Source organism: Halalkalibacterium halodurans (assembly GCF_004376175.1).
Lineage (GTDB): Bacteria > Bacillota > Bacilli > Bacillales > Bacillaceae_D > Halalkalibacterium > Halalkalibacterium halodurans.
Map to the genome: position 1 here is coordinate 27,633 of NZ_SNUY01000023.1, position 21,143 is coordinate 48,775.

20 protein-coding genes and 1 pseudogene are annotated in these 21,143 nt (G+C 41.8%); 4 read left to right on the plus strand and 17 right to left on the minus strand.

Translation table 11 applies throughout. The features are described from left to right. Positions 1 to 186 precede the first annotated feature (186 nt). On the plus strand, positions 187 to 750 hold the full coding sequence (locus E2L07_RS09415) for a class D sortase (protein WP_134229432.1): 564 nt from the start codon (positions 187 to 189) through the stop codon (positions 748 to 750). Between the two features lie 57 nt (positions 751 to 807). Here E2L07_RS09415 and E2L07_RS09420 read toward each other — a convergent pair whose 3' ends face one another. From E2L07_RS09420 to secA, 10 genes are all read right to left on the minus strand, one after another. Next, complete coding sequence (locus E2L07_RS09420) at positions 808 to 1,032, minus strand: DUF2198 family protein (protein WP_010899725.1); 225 nt, start codon at positions 1,030 to 1,032, stop codon at positions 808 to 810. 58 nt (positions 1,033 to 1,090) lie between these two features. Next, on the minus strand, positions 1,091 to 2,281 hold the full coding sequence (locus tag E2L07_RS09425) for a PDZ domain-containing protein (RefSeq protein ID WP_243854936.1): 1,191 nt from the start codon (positions 2,279 to 2,281) through the stop codon (positions 1,091 to 1,093). Positions 2,282 to 2,509: 228 nt separating this feature from the next. Beyond that, positions 2,510 to 3,958, minus strand: a complete 1,449-nt coding sequence (locus E2L07_RS09430) for a S41 family peptidase (RefSeq protein WP_459554161.1) — start codon at positions 3,956 to 3,958, stop codon at positions 2,510 to 2,512. Positions 3,959 to 4,180: 222 nt separating this feature from the next. Further along, positions 4,181 to 5,551 (minus strand): murein hydrolase activator EnvC family protein, encoded by a 1,371-nt coding sequence (locus tag E2L07_RS09435; protein ID WP_134229434.1) that lies wholly within the window; start codon positions 5,549 to 5,551, stop codon positions 4,181 to 4,183. A 33-nt stretch (positions 5,552 to 5,584) separates the two neighbouring features. Further along, positions 5,585 to 6,481: a permease-like cell division protein FtsX gene (gene ftsX, locus E2L07_RS09440; protein WP_134229435.1), complete on the minus strand. Its 897-nt coding sequence runs from the start codon at positions 6,479 to 6,481 to the stop codon at positions 5,585 to 5,587. Then, positions 6,471 to 7,157 carry a cell division ATP-binding protein FtsE gene (gene ftsE / locus E2L07_RS09445; RefSeq protein ID WP_175414358.1) on the minus strand — a complete coding sequence of 229 codons (687 nt, stop codon included), beginning with the start codon at positions 7,155 to 7,157 and terminating at the stop codon, positions 6,471 to 6,473. Before ftsE ends, ftsX begins: the two co-directional genes overlap by 11 nt. Positions 7,158 to 7,735: 578 nt before the next feature. Beyond that, positions 7,736 to 8,071: a c-type cytochrome gene (locus tag E2L07_RS09450; RefSeq protein ID WP_134229436.1), complete on the minus strand. Its 336-nt coding sequence runs from the start codon at positions 8,069 to 8,071 to the stop codon at positions 7,736 to 7,738. A 61-nt stretch (positions 8,072 to 8,132) separates the two neighbouring features. Further along, positions 8,133 to 9,005: a YitT family protein gene (locus E2L07_RS09455; protein ID WP_053431917.1), complete on the minus strand. Its 873-nt coding sequence runs from the start codon at positions 9,003 to 9,005 to the stop codon at positions 8,133 to 8,135. 386 nt (positions 9,006 to 9,391) lie between these two features. After that, positions 9,392 to 10,493 (minus strand): peptide chain release factor 2 gene (gene prfB, locus E2L07_RS09460; protein ID WP_134229437.1). Its coding sequence is split into 2 segments (ribosomal slippage): positions 9,392 to 10,420 and positions 10,422 to 10,493, totalling 1,101 coding nucleotides; the frame shifts between segments, so codons are not numbered across the junction. 40 nt (positions 10,494 to 10,533) lie between these two features. Next, positions 10,534 to 13,050 (minus strand): preprotein translocase subunit SecA, encoded by a 2,517-nt coding sequence (gene secA, locus E2L07_RS09465; RefSeq protein ID WP_134229438.1) that lies wholly within the window; start codon positions 13,048 to 13,050, stop codon positions 10,534 to 10,536. Between the two features lie 406 nt (positions 13,051 to 13,456). Between secA and E2L07_RS21735 the strand changes: the two genes are divergently transcribed. After that, a complete protein-coding gene (locus E2L07_RS21735) occupies positions 13,457 to 13,654 on the plus strand; it encodes a SunI/YnzG family protein (protein ID WP_420897813.1) in 198 nt (65 codons plus the stop codon). Positions 13,655 to 13,798: 144 nt separating this feature from the next. Here E2L07_RS21735 and hpf read toward each other — a convergent pair whose 3' ends face one another. Next, positions 13,799 to 14,362 carry a ribosome hibernation-promoting factor, HPF/YfiA family gene (hpf, locus tag E2L07_RS09470; protein ID WP_010899736.1) on the minus strand — a complete coding sequence of 188 codons (564 nt, stop codon included), beginning with the start codon at positions 14,360 to 14,362 and terminating at the stop codon, positions 13,799 to 13,801. 410 nt (positions 14,363 to 14,772) lie between these two features. Between hpf and E2L07_RS09475 the strand changes: the two are divergent. Beyond that, a pseudogene (locus E2L07_RS09475) lies at positions 14,773 to 15,009 on the plus strand (transposase); the annotation flags it as partial. A 174-nt stretch (positions 15,010 to 15,183) separates the two neighbouring features. Here the strand turns inward: E2L07_RS09475 and E2L07_RS09480 are convergent. Beyond that, a complete protein-coding gene (locus E2L07_RS09480; protein WP_010899738.1) occupies positions 15,184 to 15,381 on the minus strand; it encodes a cold shock domain-containing protein in 198 nt (65 codons plus the stop codon). Between the two features lie 904 nt (positions 15,382 to 16,285). On the opposite strand from E2L07_RS09480, the gene E2L07_RS09485 reads away from it, so the two are divergent. Further along, a complete protein-coding gene (locus tag E2L07_RS09485; protein ID WP_134229439.1) occupies positions 16,286 to 17,119 on the plus strand; it encodes a DUF6612 family protein in 834 nt (277 codons plus the stop codon). Positions 17,120 to 17,172: 53 nt separating this feature from the next. Here the strand turns inward: E2L07_RS09485 and fliT are convergent, their stop codons facing one another. The 5 genes from fliT to E2L07_RS09510 all read right to left on the minus strand — a co-directional run bounded on the left by fliT (position 17,173) and on the right by E2L07_RS09510 (position 20,916). Next, positions 17,173 to 17,532, minus strand: coding sequence for a flagella biosynthesis regulatory protein FliT (gene fliT, locus E2L07_RS09490; protein WP_134229440.1), 360 nt, complete (start codon positions 17,530 to 17,532; stop codon positions 17,173 to 17,175). After that, positions 17,532 to 17,933: a flagellar export chaperone FliS gene (gene fliS, locus E2L07_RS09495; protein WP_053430278.1), complete on the minus strand. Its 402-nt coding sequence runs from the start codon at positions 17,931 to 17,933 to the stop codon at positions 17,532 to 17,534. Before fliS ends, fliT begins: the two co-directional genes overlap by 1 nt. Positions 17,934 to 17,978: 45 nt before the next feature. Continuing rightward, on the minus strand, positions 17,979 to 19,577 hold the full coding sequence (gene fliD, locus E2L07_RS09500) for a flagellar filament capping protein FliD (RefSeq protein WP_134229441.1): 1,599 nt from the start codon (positions 19,575 to 19,577) through the stop codon (positions 17,979 to 17,981). 19 nt (positions 19,578 to 19,596) lie between these two features. Beyond that, positions 19,597 to 19,929 (minus strand): flagellar protein FlaG, encoded by a 333-nt coding sequence (gene flaG / locus E2L07_RS09505; RefSeq protein WP_053430276.1) that lies wholly within the window; start codon positions 19,927 to 19,929, stop codon positions 19,597 to 19,599. A gap of 144 nt (positions 19,930 to 20,073) precedes the next feature. After that, on the minus strand, positions 20,074 to 20,916 hold the full coding sequence (locus E2L07_RS09510) for a flagellin N-terminal helical domain-containing protein (RefSeq protein WP_134229443.1): 843 nt from the start codon (positions 20,914 to 20,916) through the stop codon (positions 20,074 to 20,076). Between the last annotated feature and the right edge of the window lie 227 nt (positions 20,917 to 21,143).

The following is a 21,143-nucleotide window of genomic DNA, read 5'->3' on the forward strand; positions in this document are numbered from 1 at the left end:
TCTACGATCATTTCAAGTGTGAACATTATATCATAGTTTTACTGGAAACACACAAATTTTACGAACATTTGTTTTGTTATTTACGTTTTGATCATGGAAAAACATTTAAGAAACCGTTAGTGAATATTTGATGGTATAATTTTGTTATTCAGAACTTGTAGTAGGATCGAATTAGAGGAGGAAGCCATGGGAAGAAAGCTCGCTATTTTCATTATGGCTATCGGGTTAGCTTGCCTCATCTATGGAGGATGGCAACTATTTTTGACATCGACGCTACAGAAGCAATCGTTGACAGAGGCACGAGAGATTACCGGGGAACAGGTTAGCAGCCCAGAAGATTTTCAAGCCAACATGGGAGATGTGATTGGAATACTGGAGATCCCGAAGCTAGAGGCAGAGCTACCGATCGTTTCCGGAACCGATGAAGACGAACTCGATCGGGGGGTCGGTCATTATACAAGCACCGTCCTGCCAGGACAAAACGATCAGATCTTACTATCAGGTCATCGCGATACCGTTTTTCGCGATATGGGAAGATTGGAAATAGGGGATGACTTGACCGTCCATATGCCTTACGGAAGTTACACGTATCGGATTGTTGATACGGAGATTGTCGATGCTAATGATACATCGGTTATACGTTCGACGGCCCCAGACGAAGTGCTGACCCTCTCGACATGCTACCCTTTCAATTTCATAGGGAGTGCGCCCGAACGATATATTATTTACGCCGAGCCGTACAATCAGTAATCAGCAAATATCACATTACGTTAACCACGAGAAAGGAGCCGCAGCTGCGGCTCCTTTCTACATTCCTGGTTTTTTTTTCAATACTCGTTTACCGAAATGCCAGCCTGCAAGCAGTGAGATCAGGGCAATGGCAATAACATACCATGGCTTTTCATGCAAACGAAACCACGCAAACAAAACCATAAAGGATACAATCGTTGCTCCTAGTAGGTGAAACGTTACTCGTGTCACACCGACCATAAGGAGAATTGGCAAAACGAGTGCAAGGAAAACATCCATCATCTATATGTAATCTCCTTTTAATGCAAATACGATAGTGGACAAAAGTTACAAGTTGACGTTAAATAACGGAATCTTGTAACTCATGATCTTCTTTTACTAATAGTACACCAAGCTGATGATGTTCTCCATCATAAAGCGCTCCTTGGGCAAAACGGACTTCCCCTGCTTTATCGATAACCTCAAGTCGACAAAATGCAGAATTCTCTTGAAGCGCCTCATAAAACGAATACTCGTTATTAACCATTTTCCCATTCACTCGTAAAATCGTCTCTCCTATTTTTATCCCCATTTTCTCAGCCGGGCTACCAGGTAAAATACCAAGTACTTTACAACCTGTCCCTTGATTGGTAAACAGGCTTGTACTTGAGCGATCCTTTATTTTTGCCATTAAATGAATACCTTCTCGTCCGACAATCGCCACAATGGCAAAAAGAACAGATAGCCAAGGAACATACCAAGTAATACATACGATCAGCGCAAGGGTAAGGGCTAACCCTAGAACTTGATTACCTACCTTTCGTGAAACCACTTTTGGCAATGAAGACCAAACCTTGAAATCAGTACCGATTAAAAACGGAACCACTAGCGGCTGAAGTGATACTCCTGCAACCGTTAATATAGGCCAAAAGGAAAAGGTCGGGATCGCTCCCTCCGGAATGAACAAGACGACAGGCAAAAGCCACAGCCTTTTCACCCGGTGGAAACCGACCCACTTGCCGCGTTTGCTCCTCACAACAACTGGAGACGAAAAGCTACCACCTCGTTTCGCGATCAGCATCCCTTCAGCTGAAAGCAACAGCACGGTCAAGTACATGATCACTAAAACAGGGATCTGACTTGCCGATTGAAGTCGTTCGTCAAACCACGGCCAACCGGTTGTAACAAAAGGTGCCAATAAAACAACACCAATCATGAATGCCCCTACATAGGCAGGACTAATCCAACGAATATTCATTGTCACGACAGTTAAAAGATAAACAATCAATAACAGCCATAGCCAATCAATTGAAACCGTTAAGCCAATGACTATGGTGACAAGGGAAAGAAGACTCCCTGCGATCAATCCTGGAAGAAATGGGACCACGTAGTCCGCACGTATGCGAAGCACTCTCGTGTGGAAATGTTCTCGTTCCCGTCGGACTCGCTGCCAACCGATAAGGCCCATCAAGGCTAGTCCGATGTATAGTAAAGGATGGATAAAAAAAGCAGCAATTCCTATGATGATGCTTAGTATGATTGCTCCAACCATCGACAAATGCTCCCCCTTCGCTCAACTCTCTCTTACTATCTTATCGTGAAATGATCGTTTCGTCATGGACCTTTTGGGTATTTCCTTTAATTCTTGCCCAATAGTGAAAGTTGAAGACTCACTCGTTGCAATGCTTTGCGGTCCACATCTCTCTCATACGAAAGAAGGAGTACACTGTTTGTGCACTCCTCTCAGATTCGACGCGCTTTACATGATTCCTTCTTTTAATCATTGAGCCTGCTCTACAATTAAATCTAAGGCGACACGCAATTGTTGATCATTTTCTTGATCACGAACTAAGTCAACAATGCTTTGTTGTAAAGCTATTGCTGTTTCTTCATCCAAGACACCTGTTGTCTCAAGCTCCTGAGAATCTTGGAAGGCACGAACAGCTTTTTCCGTCTGTTCTCCAAAGTAGCCATCTGTTCGCCCAGGTTCAAATCCTAATCCCTTCAGCATCATTTGTGCATGTTCGATTTGGTCGTTCAACATATCAAGCTCTAATGGTTCTTCCACGCTTAAGGGTGCAGTGTAAAAATAGTCAGGTTGCAAGACTTCAACTGTCGGCTCCACTCCGACACCATTAATATCATTTCCATCAGACGTTAACCAGCGAAACAGAGATAGCTTAATCTCGCTACCATCCCCTAGCTCTATTGACTGTTGTACAGTCCCTTTACCGAACGTCGTTTCCCCGACCACATCATAATGACCTGCCTCCTTGAGTGCGGCGGCTAGTATTTCTGAAGCTGATGCACTTCCTCGATCAGTCAACCCGACAATTGGGTATGGCTTTTCCTCTTTTAGCGTGGATAAGTAGCGCATTTTCTCCCCGTCTCGGTTTTGAATCTGCACAATCGGTTCCCCTTCTGGAATAATGAGACTACCGATATCTTCCACGGCGTTTAAATAACCACCAGGATTTCCTCTAACATCAATAATTAACCCGTCGATCCCTTCGCCTTCTAACTGGGCAAGACCTTCTTCAAAACGATCAGCTGTATCTTCTGAGAAAGAGGTAATTTCAAGCATTCCAATGGTCAGTCCGTTTCGTTCAAAGCGATGAACATGAACTGTTTCGATTGGAATTTCATCCCGCTCTACTGTTATATTAACGACATTTGACGCACCAGGACGTTCGATCGTCAAATCCACTGTCGTCCCTTTTTCTCCCCTGATTTTAAGAACCGCTTCATAAAGAGAAAGGCCTTCGGTCGATTCTCCATCAATTTCTAAAATCCGGTCATTTGGCTGTAGTCCCGCTTTTTCTGCTGGAGATTCGCGAAATGGAGCCACGATTGTGACATATCCATTGGTCATACTTACCTCAGCGCCAATCCCTTCAAAATGGGAATCTAGAGATTGGACAAATTCTGCTGCCGTTTCTGGATCCATATAAACAGAGTAAGGATCATCCAATGTGCCTAACATTCCTTCAATCGCGCCTTGTAGGAGCTTTTCCTCATCCACTTCATCTACGTAACGATCCTGAATGAGCTGGAACGCTTGCTGAAACTTGGCAAAAGCCTCCTCATCCGATAACGTTGCGGGAGGGCTTGATTCAGAACTAGCCGTTTCCTCTTGGGGTGAGCTAACGTTATCACCGGCCAACCCAAAGTTTGATAAGTAAGCGACCGCTCCAACAATGGCTGCAATCACAACAACCATAACGAGCATACGATTTCCTTTCACGTTGTTCCACCTCTTTCAACATCCTGCATCACCTAATCATACTCCTCTTCTTAGTTTAACGTTTCAAGCACTATTCGTCATCCACCGTTTCCCCTAATTCCGAAAAAGAATCCCTATCGAACGTTCCTCACTAGGAAAAAGAAAGAAAAGAAGACATTGCATATCATAGCAATGCCTCCTTTATAAGGTTATGAGGTTGTCTTACATTTAATTAATATAATTCATTGGGTTTACAGGTGTCCCATTTTCATGCACTTCAAAATGAAGATGTGGTCCTGTTGAGAGCCCTGTGTTCCCCATAATTCCGATCGTTTGTCCTTTTGATACACGCTGTCCAGCAGAGACACTTCGACTCTCCAAATGGGCATATAATGTCGTTACTTGTCTTCCGTTATAGCTGTGGGCAATGATGACCATGTTTCCGTATCCACCACTACTGTAAGACGATTGAACGACCGTCCCGTCATAGGCGGCAACAACAGGGACATTACTTCTATTACCTCGAGGAATATCAATACCCGCATGAAATTTTCTTTGTCCGGTAATCGGATGCGTACGATAACCGAAGTTAGATGATATAGGTCCCGTCGCTGGTCTCATAAATCCAGAACCTGACGATGACGGTGCTAAATGAGTTTCTCCGCCACCTCCGCCACTGCTACCGCCATTAGAGCGTGAGGTTGTACCAGAATTTGAGCCTGAATCAGAGTTTGAGCCTCCGTTTCCACCAGATGAAGAAGTTTGTGCTTGCTGAGCTGCTGCCTCTGCTGCCGCTTTTTCGGCAGCTTTCCGTTCTTCTTCTTGCTTTTTCCAAAGCTCATACTCTTCTTGTAATGCTTTTTCTTGCTGACGTAAAAGCTCTTCATCGTTTTCAAGTGACTCTAAATCACCATGCAGCTCATCTTCACGGCTAGCCAGTTCACCCATTACCTTTTCTTTCTCTTTTTGTTGCTCTTCTAGTTCAGCCATTAGATTTTCCAGCTCGACCAAGTGACCTTCTAGCGTCTCTAATTTTTCTTCTACTTGCGCCTTCGCTTCTTCTAATAGGCGGTGATCTTCAATATGTGCCTCTAGAATGCTACGATCTTGTTCGGCAATAACCGATAGGGCACTCACTCGGTCAAGAAAATCTCCGAAGCTTTTCGCTCCTAAAATGACTTCTAAATAATCGATGGAACCACCGTTTTGATACATGGCGCGAGCCCGTTCTTTTAACAGCTCATCCCGCTCAGCAATCCGCTCTTCTAAAATTTCAATTTGCTCTTTTAACTCTTCAATCTCAGCTTGTACTTCTTCAATTTCTTCGCGCTTTTCTCGAATTTTCCCACTTGTTTCCTCTACTTCTTTATCTAAGCGCTCAATTTCAGCAGTGATGTCGCCCAGTTCCTTTTCAACTTCCTTAAGCTCAGCTTCCGTCTTTTGTTTTTGCTGTTGTTTTTCTTGACGTTCCTTTTGGACATCAGAAATTTGATTTTGAAGAGATGAATTTGCCTTTGCATCTTCAATACTAGATTGAGAGAATAAGATGCTAAATGTGAGTAATCCTGCGGCCGCTACTAGACTGATTTTACGGTTCATGAACTCCCTTTCCTCCTCATAAGCACTTGTTCTTTAAACTTTAAGAAACTTGCGAACAGACATAATGCTTCCCCACATTCCGATAAACGCCCCAACAGCGATCAATACCACAGCTACTTGTAAGATCGATGGTGTTACAGGAGTCATCGAGAACAAAAAGCTTTGAACTTGTCCACCAAAATTGTTGTACACATAGTAGTATCCGCCCCATAGTATCGCAATCGGTATGAGAGCTCCGATGACACCGAGTAAAATTCCTTCGATAAAAAATGGCCAGCGGATGAAACCATTTGTGGCTCCAACGAGTTTCATAATTTGAATCTCTCGTTTTCTAGCAAAGATGGTTAACTTGATCGTGTTCGAAATCAAAAACATCGATGTGAGCATCATTCCAATGATCAAGACGAGCCCACCTGTACGAACAAAGTTCGTGATCGTAAAGAGTCGGTTGACAACTTCACGCCCGAAACGGACATAATCGACATGGTTCATCGCTTCGATTTGATCGGCAATTTGCTCCGTTAATTGCGGATTTGTCGCACGGACAACAAACTTGTCATTTAACGGGTTTTCCTCACGGAGAGACTCAAATACTGGAGCAGTCTCCTCATCTAAACTACCAATGAGTTGATCCAACCCTTCATCACGAGAAACGTATGTAACACTCTCAATGTTAGGGATTGTTTGAATTTCGGCTTCAAGAGCTTCCTGTTGTGTTTTATCAGCTGTTAGCTCTATGTATACATTTATCTCTACATCGTCCTCGACCGTGGTTGCCACTTGGTTCATATTCATGATCATGAGAATAAAGGCACCAACCACAAACAACATAACAGCAACGGCGCTGATCGAAGCGAATGTCATCCAACCATTTCGCCCTAGGTTTTTTGTTCCTTCGCGAACGTGACGAGACAGGGTTCTAAATTTCATACCCATAGTTCCCCCTTGCTTCATCCCGAACGACTCGTCCATTTTCAATTGCAATGACTCTTCTCTTAATCGTGTTAACGATCTCCTTATTGTGAGTTGCCATAACAACAGTCGTGCCGAGACGGTTAATTTCTTCTAAGGTGTCCATGATTCCCCACGCTGTGTCGGGGTCTAAATTCCCAGTTGGCTCGTCCGCAATCAACACATCCGGCTGATTAACGATAGCTCGTGCAATCGCTACACGCTGCTGTTCTCCCCCTGAGAGTTCACTCGGTAAAAAGCGTGCCTTGTTCTTCAAGCGGACAATGTCAAGAACATCCATTACTTTTTTCTTAATCGCCTCAGGGGATTCTTCAATAACCTCTAAAGCGAAGGCAACGTTCTCGTAAACAGATTGTGAGGTTAATAGTTTAAAATCTTGGAAAACGACACCAATGTTTCGTCGGAGGTATGGTATTTGCCGTTCCTTTAAGGAGGAAAGATTTGTATTGTTGATGACAATCTCCCCTTTAGTAGGTCTTTCCTCACGATAAATCATTTTAATGAATGTTGATTTCCCAGCACCACTAGGTCCAACGATATAAACGAACTCACCTTTTTCGATATTTATATTGATTCCATTAATCGCTTTAACACCGTTCGGATAAGCCTTCCAAACATCTTTCATTTTAATCAAATTCAATCACTTCCCCATGTTCTTGCGCAGATTCATTCTCTCCCGCTAGAACTTCCTGAAAAACATGTCGATAGACACAAAATCCTATCAACTTATGTCGGTTGTTCCACCCAACACATTATAACATCAATTGTTTAACGGTGATATTACAATTTAATTTCAAAGCTTGTCATATTCTACTACCATTCTGAAACCCCCTGTAAACTAGCGGTTTTCCGACCCGTCTCTCATTTGATATGTAAAAAAGAATTATAGGAAATTACTTTTTATACCATGTAACAGGTCTCATTTTCCTATTATGGTTACATTCCCTTCTGAATCTATATCATTATAGTATAAACCAATAAAATCCAATTCTCTTCACATTTATTCCTTTTTTTCATTAGAAAAACTCGGCGTTCCGCCAAGTTTATTAAGAGAAGTTTTTTCCTTTAGTCCTTTATAAAAAATAATCACTTTTAAAAAGGACAAAAAGCTCTAGATGCCTTCACACTAGAGCTTGGGTAAATAGATGATACGTCCTTTTTGAGTAGAAGAGCCTCTTTCACACTCCACGACTCCACTAATGTTATTTGCGATCACTGTGCCTCAATCCACTTTGCTAAGTTTTCCGCTTCTTCTTGGTCTACATTTTGTGGAGGCATTGCCCCTTTACCGTGTTCAATCGCATGGATAATTTCTTCATAAGAATAGGCACCATCAGTCAATTGCGGACCTGCGCCTCCTTCAAGATTTCCTCCATGACAGGCGATACAAGCTGCTTCGTATGTTTCACGGGCCATCGTCGCATCAAAATCCCCTACTACTTCTTCCGTATCTGCTGGTGTTTCTTCCACATCTTCACCAGCTCCACCACATGCCACCAGAGAACCTAAGACCATGAGACCACTTAGGGCAAACAAACATTTTTTCATTGCAATTCCTCCTTGAAGTCATGAAATAGTGTTCGTTCACAATAGTTCTAGTTTTTCAAGGCTACGCACGCTTAAACCCTTCTCCAAGGACTTCTGTTGCACTTGTTACAATTACAAAAGCCTGGGGATCAATGGATTGCACGATTTGCTTCAACTTGGTGACTTCACTTTGTCCTACGACACACATGAGAACTGGACGTTCTTGGTTTGTGTACCCACCATAGCCGACCAACTTGGTGACACCACGATCAATGTCTTGGAGAATGCCTTTACGCACTTCTTCTTGCTGATTTGAAATAATTAGAGCTACCTTCGCATATCCTACCCCAATCTGAACAAGATCAATCGTCTTTCCTGTTACAAAAAGGGCGATTAATGCGTAAAGCGCATATTCTATACCAAACAAAAAGGCCGCGGACATGACGATCAGACCGTCGATCATAAACACGCACATGCCGACAGATAGGCCTGTGTACTTATGGACAATTTGTGCGGCTAAATCCGTTCCGCCTGTACTTGCCCGCGCTCGAAAAACAATCCCTAATCCTAAACCGACGCCCATTCCTCCAAAAATAGCACCGAGCAAAGGGTCTAATGTTGCAGGGGGCAGATCTTTCGTCAACAGGACAACCAATGGAAGAAAGGAGGTTCCGATTAACGCTTTGATCCCATACTTCAATCCTCCCAATAGCCATACCCCTAACAGAAAAAGCGGAATGTTAAACGCCCATTGAACATAGGCTGGTTCAAGACCTAATGTATAATTAATGAGGATACTAATCCCGCTTACGCCTCCAGATGCCACTTGGTTCGGTAATAAAAACAAATTAAATGCTAACGCTACAAAAGCTGATCCAATCAGCACATATGTATAATCAATGACCCCTTGCCTAACAGGGGAATGTGGTTGTCTACGGTGTTTTACTGTACGCAACTGATTCACGCTCCCTCTCCCATATTCTATCTTATTTTCGTGCGTTCAATCCACTGGAAGAGTATATCACCGGCTAAGACGACTGTAAATGCAAACTAAGTAACGTAATGCCGCAGTAAAGTACACTATTTATCCACATATAAAAAGAACAATCCACAATATACACATACTTATTCACAGATGTTTTTAATATATCAACAATTATCATCATTTTTATCCACATACGTGAACAAGTGTGCGTGTTTTTCGTTCTTTTTTTGATTTCTTTTGTGGATAAAGCATTTGGAACATCATTTGCTCCGGTTATTAACTTACTGCCCATCCTTAATGGTAAGCGCAGAAAAAGCCCTTCCCCACATTGTGGAAAAAGGCTTTTTTGCTTTTCATTATGAGACATTCCAGCGAAGGTAAGCGTCGATGAAGGAATCAATCTCTCCATCCATCACCGCATTCGTATTCCCAACTTCCACATTCGTACGGTGATCTTTTACCATACTATATGGATGGAATACGTATGAACGAATTTGACTTCCCCAACCGATTTCTTTTTGTTCCCCGCGGATTTCAGCCAACTCTTTTTGCTGCTCCTCCAGCTTTAACTGCAACAATTTGGCCTGTAACATTTTCATCGCTCGTTCGCGGTTTTTAATCTGTGAACGTTCACTTTGGCATGTGACAACCGTATTTGTCGGAAGGTGGGTAATTCTCACAGCTGAATCAGTCGTATTGACATGCTGCCCACCGGCACCGCTAGAACGATACGTATCAATTTTTAAATCTTCCGTTGAGATTTCAATCTCGACACTACCGTCAAGCTCCGGCATTACTTCACATGAAACAAACGACGTATGTCGCCGTCCGGACGAATCAAAAGGAGAGATCCGCACAAGACGATGTACACCTTTCTCCGCTTTCAAATAGCCATAAGCGTTATGTCCTTTAATTAATAAGGTAACACTTTTGACCCCAGCTTCATCCCCCGGTAAATAATCCAATGTCTCCACTTTATAGCCTTTGTTTTCTGCCCAACGGGTGTACATTCTTAACAGCATGGAAGCCCAGTCTTGAGATTCTGTTCCTCCCGCACCTGGGTGAAGCTCTAAAATGGCATTGTTTTTATCGTAAGGCTCATTTAACAGCAACTGCAATTCAAACTCATTTAATTCTTTCACTAAATCTTTTAGACCTTGCTCTAATTCCTGTTGTAAGTCTGCATCCGTTTCTTCCTTACAAAGCTCATAGGAGACTTCCAAGTCCTCATAAGTCTCTTCAATCCTTAAAAATGTATGGACGGTATCCTTTAGAGCGTTTGCCTCATCAATGACTTTTTGCGCAGCTGCTTGATCATTCCAAAAATCAGCTGCTGTCATTTTTTTTTCTAACTCAGCAATTCGCGCTTGCTTTGTTTCGAGGTCAAAGAGACCCCCTAAAGTCCGCTAATCGCTTAGCCATCGTTGTTAATTCTTGCTTTACTTCCACTAATTCCATACCATCACCTCAAGGAGATTGTTCCTCATTACTACGGACATTATTGCCCGCAGCAATTTTTGTATTTTTTCCCGCTACCACATGGGCACGGCTCGTTTCTACCAACCGTTTCTTTTTTTCGAACCGGCTGACGCTTGGCCTTAGAGTCACCGTCTGTTGGCCTCGGTTGAACCGCTTGTCCCTCTGCTACCTTTTCACGTTGAAGGTTTTGCTGAACTTGTGCTTTCATCACATACATCGCCACTTCTTCTTCAATCGAGGCGACCATGGCTTCAAACATTTCAAACCCTTCAAAGCGATATTCCCTTAGCGGATCGTTTTGCCCATAGGCACGTAGATGAATCCCTTGGCGCAGCTGATCCATTTGATCAATGTGGTTCATCCACTTACGATCAACGGTCCGCAACATAATTACTTTTTCGAACTCACGCATATGCTCTGGTGTGAATTCCTCTTCTTTTTTATTGTATCTCTCGATTACTTTGTCATAAATGATCTCGACAATTTCCTCTGGGTCTTTACCCCAGATGTCTTTTTCTGTTAGATCGTCTTCATTTAAAAGATTGGCTTTCATGAAGTTAACAATCGCACCGTAATCCCAATCCTCTGGTACTTCGCTCTCCGGTGTATGGAGCTGGACGTTCCGTTCGATTACAGATAAAATCATTTTCTCCACAATCTCACGTAAATTATCGGATTCTAACACTTCCATCCGCTGTTTATAAATAATCTCCCGTTGCTCACGCATGACATCGTCATATTGTAAAATTTGCTTCCGGGCATCGAAGTTGTTTCCTTCCACTCGTTTTTGCGCTGTTTCGACCGCACGAGACACAAGCTTACTTTCAATCGGCTGATCTTCTTCCATTCCAAGCTTATCCATCATCGCCCGCATATTATCTGAGCCGAAGCGACGCATAAGTTCGTCTTCCATTGATAAATAAAATTGCGAAGACCCTGGATCTCCTTGACGACCAGAACGTCCACGAAGCTGGTTGTCAATTCGGCGGCTTTCATGGCGCTCGGTTCCTAAGACGTGAAGACCGCCAAGCTCACGTACACCTTCGCCTAATTTAATATCGGTTCCCCGACCCGCCATGTTCGTCGCAATGGTCACGGCACCACGGTGCCCAGCATTTTCAATAATTTCTGCTTCCTTCTCGTGATTTTTCGCATTTAACACATGGTGAGGGATCCGACGCTTTTTCAGCAATGTAGAAACAAGCTCTGACGTTTCAACACTTACTGTACCTACGAGGACAGGCTGTCCCTTTTTATAAAGCTCTTCAATTTCGTTGACAACGGCTTTGAATTTTGCGTCCATTGTTTTGAAAATCAAATCTGGTCGGTCATCACGAATGACCGGCTTGTTTGTCGGAATCACCATAACATCCATGCCATAAATGTTACGGAATTCCTCTTCTTCTGTTTTTGCCGTACCAGTCATCCCTGCAAGCTTTTGATACATCCGGAAATAGTTTTGGAATGTAATCGAAGCAAGGGTCATGCTCTCACGCTGAATTTGCAAACCTTCTTTAGCCTCAATCGCCTGATGAAGACCATCACTGTAGCGCCGCCCTTTCATCAAACGTCCTGTAAACTGATCGACAATGACAATTTCTCCGTTTTCAACTACATAATCCGCATCGCGATGCATGACTACATGGGCTTTCATCGCTTGATTAATGTGATGAAGAAGTTGTACATGCCGTTGATCAAACAAGTTATCGATATTAAACGCACGCTCCGCCTTGTTCACACCTTCTTCTGTTAGCTGAACAGACTTTGTTTTTTCATCAAGCGTGTAGTCCTCTTCATTTTTCAATACACGTACGAATGAGTTCGCTTGTGAATATAGCTTTGTGGAACGCTCAACAGAACCAGAGATGATGAGCGGCGTACGCGCTTCGTCAATAAGAATGGAATCGACCTCATCAACAAGAGCGAAATTTAGGGAGCGCTGCACCATTTGCTCCTTATAGAGCACCATGTTATCCCGCAAGTAATCGAACCCAAATTCATTGTTTGTTCCATACGTAATATCGGCCTGATAAGCCTCCTTTTTCTCTTCCTTGGAGAGCCCTGGCACGTTCAAACCTACCGTTAACCCAAGAAACTCGAACATCGCGCCCATTTGTTCGCTATCACGACGTGCCAAATAATCGTTGACCGTCACTACATGAACACCTTTACCGGCAAGGGCATTTAAATAAACAGGCATCGTCCCAACGAGCGTCTTACCTTCCCCAGTTTTCATCTCAGCGATATTTCCTTGGTGAAGGGCGATCGCTCCAAGAATTTGAACAGGATATGGAGTCATATTTAACACACGTGTTGCTGCCTCTCTTACAACAGCGTATGCTTCTGGAAGCAAGTCATCGAGAGATTCCCCGTTCTTATACCTCTTTTTAAATTCCTCTGTTTTTTGACGCAACCCATCATCGGAAAGTGACTTCATTTCGTCACTTAACGCTTCTACTTGGTCGGCGATTTTTTGATTTTTTTTCAACTGGCGCTGACTTGGATCGCCAACAACCTTTTTTAGTAACCCTAACATGACATTCGCCTCACTTTTCTTTTCTCCTTACAAAAACTTGGCCAGTCACCAAGTCCAAATGCGAAAGCCGCCGCTTTTCATTCGCGTTAACAATAAATTCATGTCTATCTTTCTTCGTTATTATTAAACGATGGATAATACAAACTTACCCTTCATTTTACCAACTCCTTGTCCTAATAACAAGACAAGGCTATAGGATCTTCCATTTTATGTACGTATGCTTCCTGACTTGTGTTTCACACTGTTTACAATAGAAAATGTGAACTTTTATGAAGAAAAATGAAACAATTTTGTTCGTTTCTACGTATTGTGTAATAGAGAAAGACACTTGTATCACTGGAAGGGGTAACGGTATGATTCAACCGAACATTCAACTCTTGCATGATCACATCGTCATTCACTGGTGATGGCAACGATCCGTATCCCAGTAGCCGATATTATTGAAATTGTTGATTTACATAATCCTACTTCAGACGAAAAGCCTGTTATACGAATTGTAGATCCCAATGGCACAAAAGCGTATAGTTGCATCCGTACGAAAAAGGCTGATTACTTAATCTATTCGAATGATCAAACGTGGCGAACCGAGGTATTATCATGCTAATACATCATTACGTCCCGTAACAAAGAGGGGTATTCAGCAAAAGGCTAGCCTACTAGCCATCCTTTTCGGGAGTGACAAAAATGCCATTGAACACTAGGAAGAGTGTAAAAAAGAGGGGCTTCGGGGCCCCTCCCAACAGTCGGCTTATTCAGGTTCAATTAGCCCGTATTTTCCATCTTTGCGGCGATAAACTACATTCGTATCACCACTAATTGCGTTTGAAAAGACAAAGAAGTTATGACCTAACATGTCCATTTGCAAAATCGCTTCTTCTGTATCCATCGGCTTCAAATTAAATCGTTTCTTACGTACGACTTGAAGATCATCTTCCTCCTCAAGCAATATCTCTTCGCGCATGCCGTCCATTGGCTCTAAATCATTTTTAAACATATATTTTAAACTGCCTTCTTGGCGAAATTTTCGATTCACCTTTGTTTTATGTTTGCGAATTTGTCTTTCAAGTTTTTCAATCACAAGGTCAATCGCTGCATACATGTCACTATGCTTTTCTTCCGCCCTTAGCAGCAATCTAGACATTGGAATCGTTACTTCAATGATGTGTAGATTATTCAGTACTTGCATTCTAACATTCACATCCGCAACTGGAGTCGTGTCAAAATATCGCTCAAGCTTCCCCACCTTTTTTTCGACATATTCTCTTAAAGCCGGAGTTACTTCCAAGTTTTCACCACGTACATTGAAGATCATATGACCAACTCCTTTCATACTCTATATATTCTACATACCCATTTGTAAATCCTTTTTAAACGTCTTTAATCAGAGGTAAATTTCGTTAAATTTTGTCGAAATATCGAACTTGCCGTCGTAACCTTCTTTTTCAATTTGTTCTTTCCATTATATATGTTCGCTAACTTTTTCCTATTCTTATTAATGGGAGACTCATTTTAAAAGCCAAAGGCGGTTAAAGTGAAGTTTCTTAAAGCACAGAAAACGGGTGATCCCAAAAGTTTATCTTTTGAGGCAGCTTCTTTGCTTATTCGTTCGAAATGGCGACTTGGCGGACGCTTTCACCGCAGGCACAAGTGCAACATCGACTCACGCACACTTTGTTTGCATTCGTCGTGTTTTCTTTGCCACGGGCAACGCTCCAGCTTCCTATGGATTTTTCCGATCTCATTCCAGAGAACCATGTGGCACGTGTGGTAATTGACATGGGCGAACCGTTGAATGATCAGCTATTTGACGAGGTGTACAAAGGGGGCGGTCGTCCTGCGTATCACCCGAAGATGATGACGAAAATCCTATTGTACGGGTACACGCAAAAGTGGTTTTCGTGTCGTGCGATCGCCAAGGCTTTGACCGAACACCTTTCGATGATGTGGCTCGTCGCACGAAGCAACCAACGAAAACACATCCACACAAAAATCGGGAGAACCGCATCAAACGGTTCTCCCGATTTTATTTTTTTAGGTACTTTTGGGACAGCCTCAGCACAAAAAAGCCCATCTCCTATAAGGAGAGGGCTTTGATCAAGCTATAATTACAAATCCTTAACCTAGGAATGTGAATTAAAGCTTAGTGACGTTCGCAGCTTGAGGTCCGCGAGCTCCTTCAACGATATCAAACTCAACAGATTGACCTTCGTCTAATGTTTTGAAACCGTCTGTGTTAATGGCAGAGAAATGAACAAATACATCGTCACCATCTTCGCGCTCGATAAAACCGAAACCTTTTTCTGCGTTAAACCATTTTACTTTTCCTTGCATACTTTCACATTCCCTTCGTAAGTTAAATCATGCGTGGATTAATTTCCACACTTTTACTATAACAGTGTCGATACACAAAGTCAAATATTGTTGTCCCCGATGTTTCGACCATTCTAGACATATTTTTCAAAGTTCCCCACGATTTTATTCATGCGGACCAAAAAAATTTCAAAAGAATAAGCCTTTATACCTGCACTCAACATCTATTTCTTTTTATTTTCAACAAAACCAATGGCTTTATTCGGGTCCTGCCCTATTCACTTTTTTGTTGCAGTAAGTACCAAAAAGCCCATCAATAACTGTAATTCAAAATAACCCATACCATCCAATTTAGAAAAGAATACCTTTATACAACATAATAGGGGCAGTCATTTTATGAACGAATGGTCAATCATAAACATTTTAAACGACAGCGGGTAAGCCATTAGACCTAATTATGTTTACATAAAAATTATTGGACTTAATTGGGCGATCCATCAAGATGATGGTTAAGAAAGAAGGGGTTTTGCTGACGAGTAAACAATTAGTGTCCAAACCTATGAAATTGAGACAACTGTCGTTCCTAATGAGGTAAAAGAAGCAGCAATTCGCTTTCATAATGTTGCTCATCATTACTCGATAGGCAAACGATCGAACGGTTTGCTTCCTTCCTTTTTCCACCCGTTTGCACGAAATTTCGCTTGAATAACGGAAAGCCCTTTATGTATGTTTTTGGTTTTATTTCTTCCCACTATTCAAATCACCCAATTTGTAGTAAAATGGGAAACGTTCTGTACATTTTAGGGAGAAGGAGAAGATACAGATGAGAAAAAAAGCGTAGTTAGGCCTTTTGCTGTCTGGTGTCCTTTTGTTAGCTGCTTGTAATGAAGAAAGTAGCACGGAGGTACCGGAAGAAGGTACAGATGTGGAAGAAACAGAAGAACAGAATGAAGGGCAAAACGAAGAACAAAACGAGGAATTAACAGCTGAGGACGTGTTGGCTCGTTCGACTGAAGCTATGAGTGAAGTTGAAAGTTTCACAACTGAGATGGAGCTACACCAAGTGATCAACCTTGACGACGAGGAAATGGAAACCCATAGCTCTATCAAAATGGACGCTACCTTAAACCCCCTTGCTTTTTACCAAGTAATGGATACGAACGTGCCAGAGGCTAATCAAACAGTTTCTACAGAATCTTACTACACAGAAGAAGGCATGTTTATGCAAGCTCCAGGTTATGAAGGATGGATTAAATACTCAGATGACTTCCAAGAGCTAGCGAATGCACAAGTAGCTCCAGAAGAGCAGCTTGAAATGTTAAAAGCATTCGGTGACGAGCTGTCCCTTGACGAAGACGGTGATCATTACGTATTAACCATTTCTGGCTCAGATCAAAATTTACAAAGTCTCATCGATTCCATCATGGGGATGACTGGTGGGACGATGGAAGGCATGGAAGAGTTATTTCAGATGATGTCATTATCAGATGTAGAATATACGGTCAACATTGACAAAGAAACGTTTTTACAACAATCGATGTCAATGAAAATGACGATGACAATGGAAATGGAAGGGGAGTCCATGTCCATTCAGCAAACATCTACTGGAACGTTTTCTAATTTCAATGAGGTCGATCCAATTGAAATTCCAGCAGAGGTTGTTGAATCTGCTGAAGAATTTGACTTTGACCTTAGCGAAATAGAAGAAATTGATCTACCTGAATTAGAGGAAGAAGAAGCTGAAGACGATGCAGCTTAAATGAAACCCTGTATATAATTAAAGCCTTGTGGGAGACACCACAAGGCTTTTCCTTATTCACGTTTGTCGAAAAACACACCTTCCACAGTTGGTCCATCATAAGGGAGATCATATTTTCGATTCATCTGTTTCTTTTGTTTAAATTGATTAATTTCCTGATGAATCAATCCACTCATCTCCGCTAACTTTTCCTGGATGGCCTGACTTTTCATCAAAATCTCGCGAACGATTTGCTTACTTTTTTGATCTTTTGGTCGCTCCAATCCCATTTCCATTACTAAAGCTCGTTCTTTTAGCAGCTGTTCTATGTTTTCCATCTGCTTCTCCCTTAGATCATGGTTAGAATCAAGAGGAGCATGGACTTTAGCATACAGATCGTTTGTTAGCTGTGACAACTGTTCCAGAGAGCTCATTATGCTTCTCCACCATTACCGTGTCTCTTTTTCCGATCAATTTGTAATGCTTCCTTCCAAGTATCGCGGAATTGCTTTACTAAGTCTTCCGCTTCCGAAAGTTTCGTTAGGTTGTTTTCCAGGTTCGCTTCAGTTAGACGATTTAAAATAAAATCATAGAGTGCTAGCATATTTTTCCCTAATTCCGTATCACCTTTTAATGTCACCATCAACTCACGAATAATGTTTTGTGCTTTTTGTAAATGGGTATTTTTTTCTTCAATTTCGTTATTCTCAATCGCATGCTGAGCTTGTGAAATAAATTTTAAGCAGCCATTGTACAACATTAACGTTAGTTCTGCTGGTGATGAAGTTTCAACCTTGTTCGTTTGATAAGTTTGATACGGGTTTTTCATGGCCATGTTGATTTACATCCTTTCCATTTACGAGGCTATGATCAAAATCCATTAAGTAACAAAAAATTGTTGGAGAGAAGCATATTGCGCGTTCGCCTGATTCATCATTTGTTCCATCCGCGAAAATTGCGCCCAATAGCGATTTTCAATTTGAGTTAATCTTTGCTGAAAACGATCAATTTGTTTATCCACATCCAATATTTGTCTTCCGATAATGAATTGGTGCGCTGTTCTATTTTCATTCCCTGCACGAGCAACAATATCATTCATCGTTGACGATAAGGAGCTACGAATACGCCCCACTAGCCCTGTTTGACTATAAATCTCTGAGCGTTGTTGGGAGGTACGATCCTTCGCAGGAATAGACGTTAACGATGAGTTAGCTGTCCCGTTTAAAAGCTGGTGTACAGAATCTGGATCAGCCTCTAAGGCCGCTCGCAATTTATCTTCATCGACTTCAAGAAGGCCGCCCAATCGGTAATCACTGCTCGTCGTAATACCGATCTGTGTAATTAACGAAAACTGCCCATTTGTTTGCACAGGTGTATACAAATCTGCTCTCATTTGCGCTAAAAGGGAATTCAACATCGAATCATTTCGCAACAAGCCACTTTTTGCTTTTTCATCCCAAAGCTCTGCTTCTCGTTCGGAAAGCTCTCTTCTTTGTTCCTCTGTTAACGGTGGATAATCACGGTATCTTGGTTCCGATAAAAGGGATCTTAATTCTGTAATTGTAGCATTGTACGTATCAACAAACTCCATAACTTTTTCGAAGGCTGCATCTGTGTTTGATGAGACGTTTAACGTTTCAAAACCTTCTGTCGTCCCGGTTAGGTTAAAGGTGATTCCACCAACCGTTATCCGGTTAGTACGAGAATCGCTTACGACAATCGGTTCACTCGACATGATCGGATCAATAAATTCCACTTCTGCATTTGTACCACTAACTTCATTCGCTTGATCCAGCTTTAACACATCATTTAAAAAGCCAGTGTCGCCACCGAATACAATTTGATAGTCATTTGATCCATCCGCCGCGTTAAAGGCTCCCGTTTCCGTACGCTCAATTATCACTTTATCATAGGTGGAATTATAGGACATTCTTACACCAAGACCGGCAGAGTTAATGTCTCTAAATAAGCTATCAAGTGACTTGGACGTATCAATCGTAAACGACTTTTCTACAGCTGCTCCACTACTATTATAAGTAGTGATGGTAAACGTTTGTCCACGATAATCTTCAATGTTCAACCCGTCAGCGTATACATTTTGTTCATTTAACGCCCGTGTCGTACTTATTTTCGTACTGCCATTTGAAATCGCCTCTGAGCTTATATTTCTTGATTGGGTCGCAATTTGATTCACTTTCAACTGGTACGATCCATTGCGCACCTGTGCATTTGGCTGAGCCGTAAAGGCTTTGCTTGTCGTTGAAGCTTCTTTCGTATTTAAAGAGGAACGTAGACGAATATTAGCGGCTGCATCATCTAGCTTTTTTAATAAAAGGTTTACTTCACGATAGGCATCTCGTTGCCATTCTAACGTGATCTTCCTCTGCGTAAATTTATTTAATGGGATTCTTTCCACTTGCATTAACTGTTTAATCATGCTTTCCGTATCAATTCCACTCGCAATGCCGCCAATTCTCATGTCTTAAGCCCACCTTTCGCTAAATTTTTTTATCAAAAAAGACACTAATCGTTTCCTTCATCGCTGCATAAATATCCAATAACTTCTTAGGGGGAATCTCCTTAACCACTTCATTGGTTATTTTATCAACAATGGTCACGTAGTACTCATTCAAATCTTCATGCAAGGCAAATCGAACCCCTGTATTCAATGTTTCGATGACTTTATTGATGTCATCAATTTTATGTTGAACGTCACGCTTACTTGGCTCATACTCTTCTAATTGAACCGTCTCCTGTGCTTTAACAACTGTTTTAGCTACTTGAACTCCTGCTTGTCCTGCATATTGACTTTTTGATAAATTTATTTCCATTGGAGAACTCCCTTCCATGTAAAAGTTTTCATATCTATTATATCGGTATCTCATTCCTAAACTTTAACAACCTATCAACAAAGTAACGGTTGAGCGAAAATAAAAAAGACCTGGAATAAATCCAGATCTTTAAATGAAAGCAAATTAACGAAGTAATTGTAATACAGCTTGTGGCTGTTGGTTTGCTTGAGCAAGCATCGCTTGAGACGCTTGGTTTAAGATGTTTGTTCTTGTGAACTCCATCATTTCTTTCGCCATGTCTACGTCACGGATACGAGACTCAGCAGCTTGTAGGTTTTCTGAAGCATTATCAAGGTTTTTGATTGTATGCTCTAGGCGGTTTTGGTATGCACCTAATTTAGAGCGCCCAGCAGAAACGTTAGCAATTGCAGTTTCGATTGTTGTAATTGCTTCATTTGCATCTGTTTGAGTATCAATTTTTAGCTCATCTAAATCTTCCTCAACAATGGCAGTTAGGTTAATTCCTTTTAGGCCAAGATCAATATTCATGTGCTCATTTTTATTAGCACCCACTTGGAATACTAATCTACCATCTTCATCAGCTCCAGATGAACCATCAAGTAAGTTTTGCTTGTTAAATTGAGTCGTGTTTTTAATACGTCCTAATTCGGTAATTAATTCATCTAACTCATCTTGTAGTGCACCTCTATCTGCATCAACGTTAGTGTCATTGGATGATTGTACAGCTAATTCGCGCATACGTTGAAGAATTTCTTGCGCTTCATTCAATGAACCTTCAGCTGTTTGAATTAACGAGATACCGTCTTGCGCATTACGAGACGCTTGATCCAAGCCTCGGATTTGAGAACGCATTTTTTCAGAGATTGAAAGACCCGCAGCGTCATCTCCTGCACGGTTGATGCGAAGACCTGAAGAAAGCTTCTCCATCGCTTTTTGCCCTTGGTTAAGGTTGATACCCATGTTACGATGCGCATTCATTGCTGGTAAATTGTGATTAATAATCATAATAGAAAATTCCTCCTTGAAATATGTTTTCCGCCCACATCCTTGTGGTTGGTGTAAACTTAATCCGCGAAAAGGAACAAAGTCGGCCGCCTTTTCCTTTTCCGGTACATTAATAATATCGACACGATTTCACAGGAGTTTAGTCCTTTTAAAAATTTTTTATGATTTTTTTCTCATTACCCCGACCCCGGGTACTCCAAAAGAAGCCATACGAACAACAGAAAGAG

Coding starts and splice junctions, on each gene's coding strand:
- E2L07_RS09415 (WP_134229432.1), top strand. CDS start 187: ATGGGAAGAAAGCTCGCTATTTTCATTATGGCTATCGGGTTAGCTTGC.
- E2L07_RS09450 (WP_134229436.1), bottom strand. CDS start 8,071: ATGAAAAAATGTTTGTTTGCCCTAAGTGGTCTCATGGTCTTAGGTTCT.
- flaG (WP_053430276.1), bottom strand. CDS start 19,929: ATGGAAATAAATTTATCAAAAAGTCAATATGCAGGACAAGCAGGAGTT.
- E2L07_RS21735 (WP_420897813.1), top strand. CDS start 13,457: ATGGCAACGATCCGTATCCCAGTAGCCGATATTATTGAAATTGTTGAT.
- E2L07_RS09430 (WP_459554161.1), bottom strand. CDS start 3,958: ATGCTCGTTATGGTTGTTGTGATTGCAGCCATTGTTGGAGCGGTCGCT.
- fliD (WP_134229441.1), bottom strand. CDS start 19,577: ATGAGAATTGGCGGCATTGCGAGTGGAATTGATACGGAAAGCATGATT.
- E2L07_RS09435 (WP_134229434.1), bottom strand. CDS start 5,551: ATGAACCGTAAAATCAGTCTAGTAGCGGCCGCAGGATTACTCACATTT.
- ftsX (WP_134229435.1), bottom strand. CDS start 6,481: ATGAAATTTAGAACCCTGTCTCGTCACGTTCGCGAAGGAACAAAAAAC.
- fliS (WP_053430278.1), bottom strand. CDS start 17,933: ATGGCCATGAAAAACCCGTATCAAACTTATCAAACGAACAAGGTTGAA.
- E2L07_RS09420 (WP_010899725.1), bottom strand. CDS start 1,032: ATGATGGATGTTTTCCTTGCACTCGTTTTGCCAATTCTCCTTATGGTC.
- E2L07_RS09425 (WP_243854936.1), bottom strand. CDS start 2,281: ATGGTTGGAGCAATCATACTAAGCATCATCATAGGAATTGCTGCTTTT.
- fliT (WP_134229440.1), bottom strand. CDS start 17,532: ATGAGCTCTCTGGAACAGTTGTCACAGCTAACAAACGATCTGTATGCT.
- hpf (WP_010899736.1), bottom strand. CDS start 14,362: ATGATCTTCAATGTACGTGGTGAAAACTTGGAAGTAACTCCGGCTTTA.
- E2L07_RS09480 (WP_010899738.1), bottom strand. CDS start 15,381: ATGCAAGGAAAAGTAAAATGGTTTAACGCAGAAAAAGGTTTCGGTTTT.
- secA (WP_134229438.1), bottom strand. CDS start 13,050: ATGTTAGGGTTACTAAAAAAGGTTGTTGGCGATCCAAGTCAGCGCCAG.
- E2L07_RS09510 (WP_134229443.1), bottom strand. CDS start 20,916: ATGATTATTAATCACAATTTACCAGCAATGAATGCGCATCGTAACATG.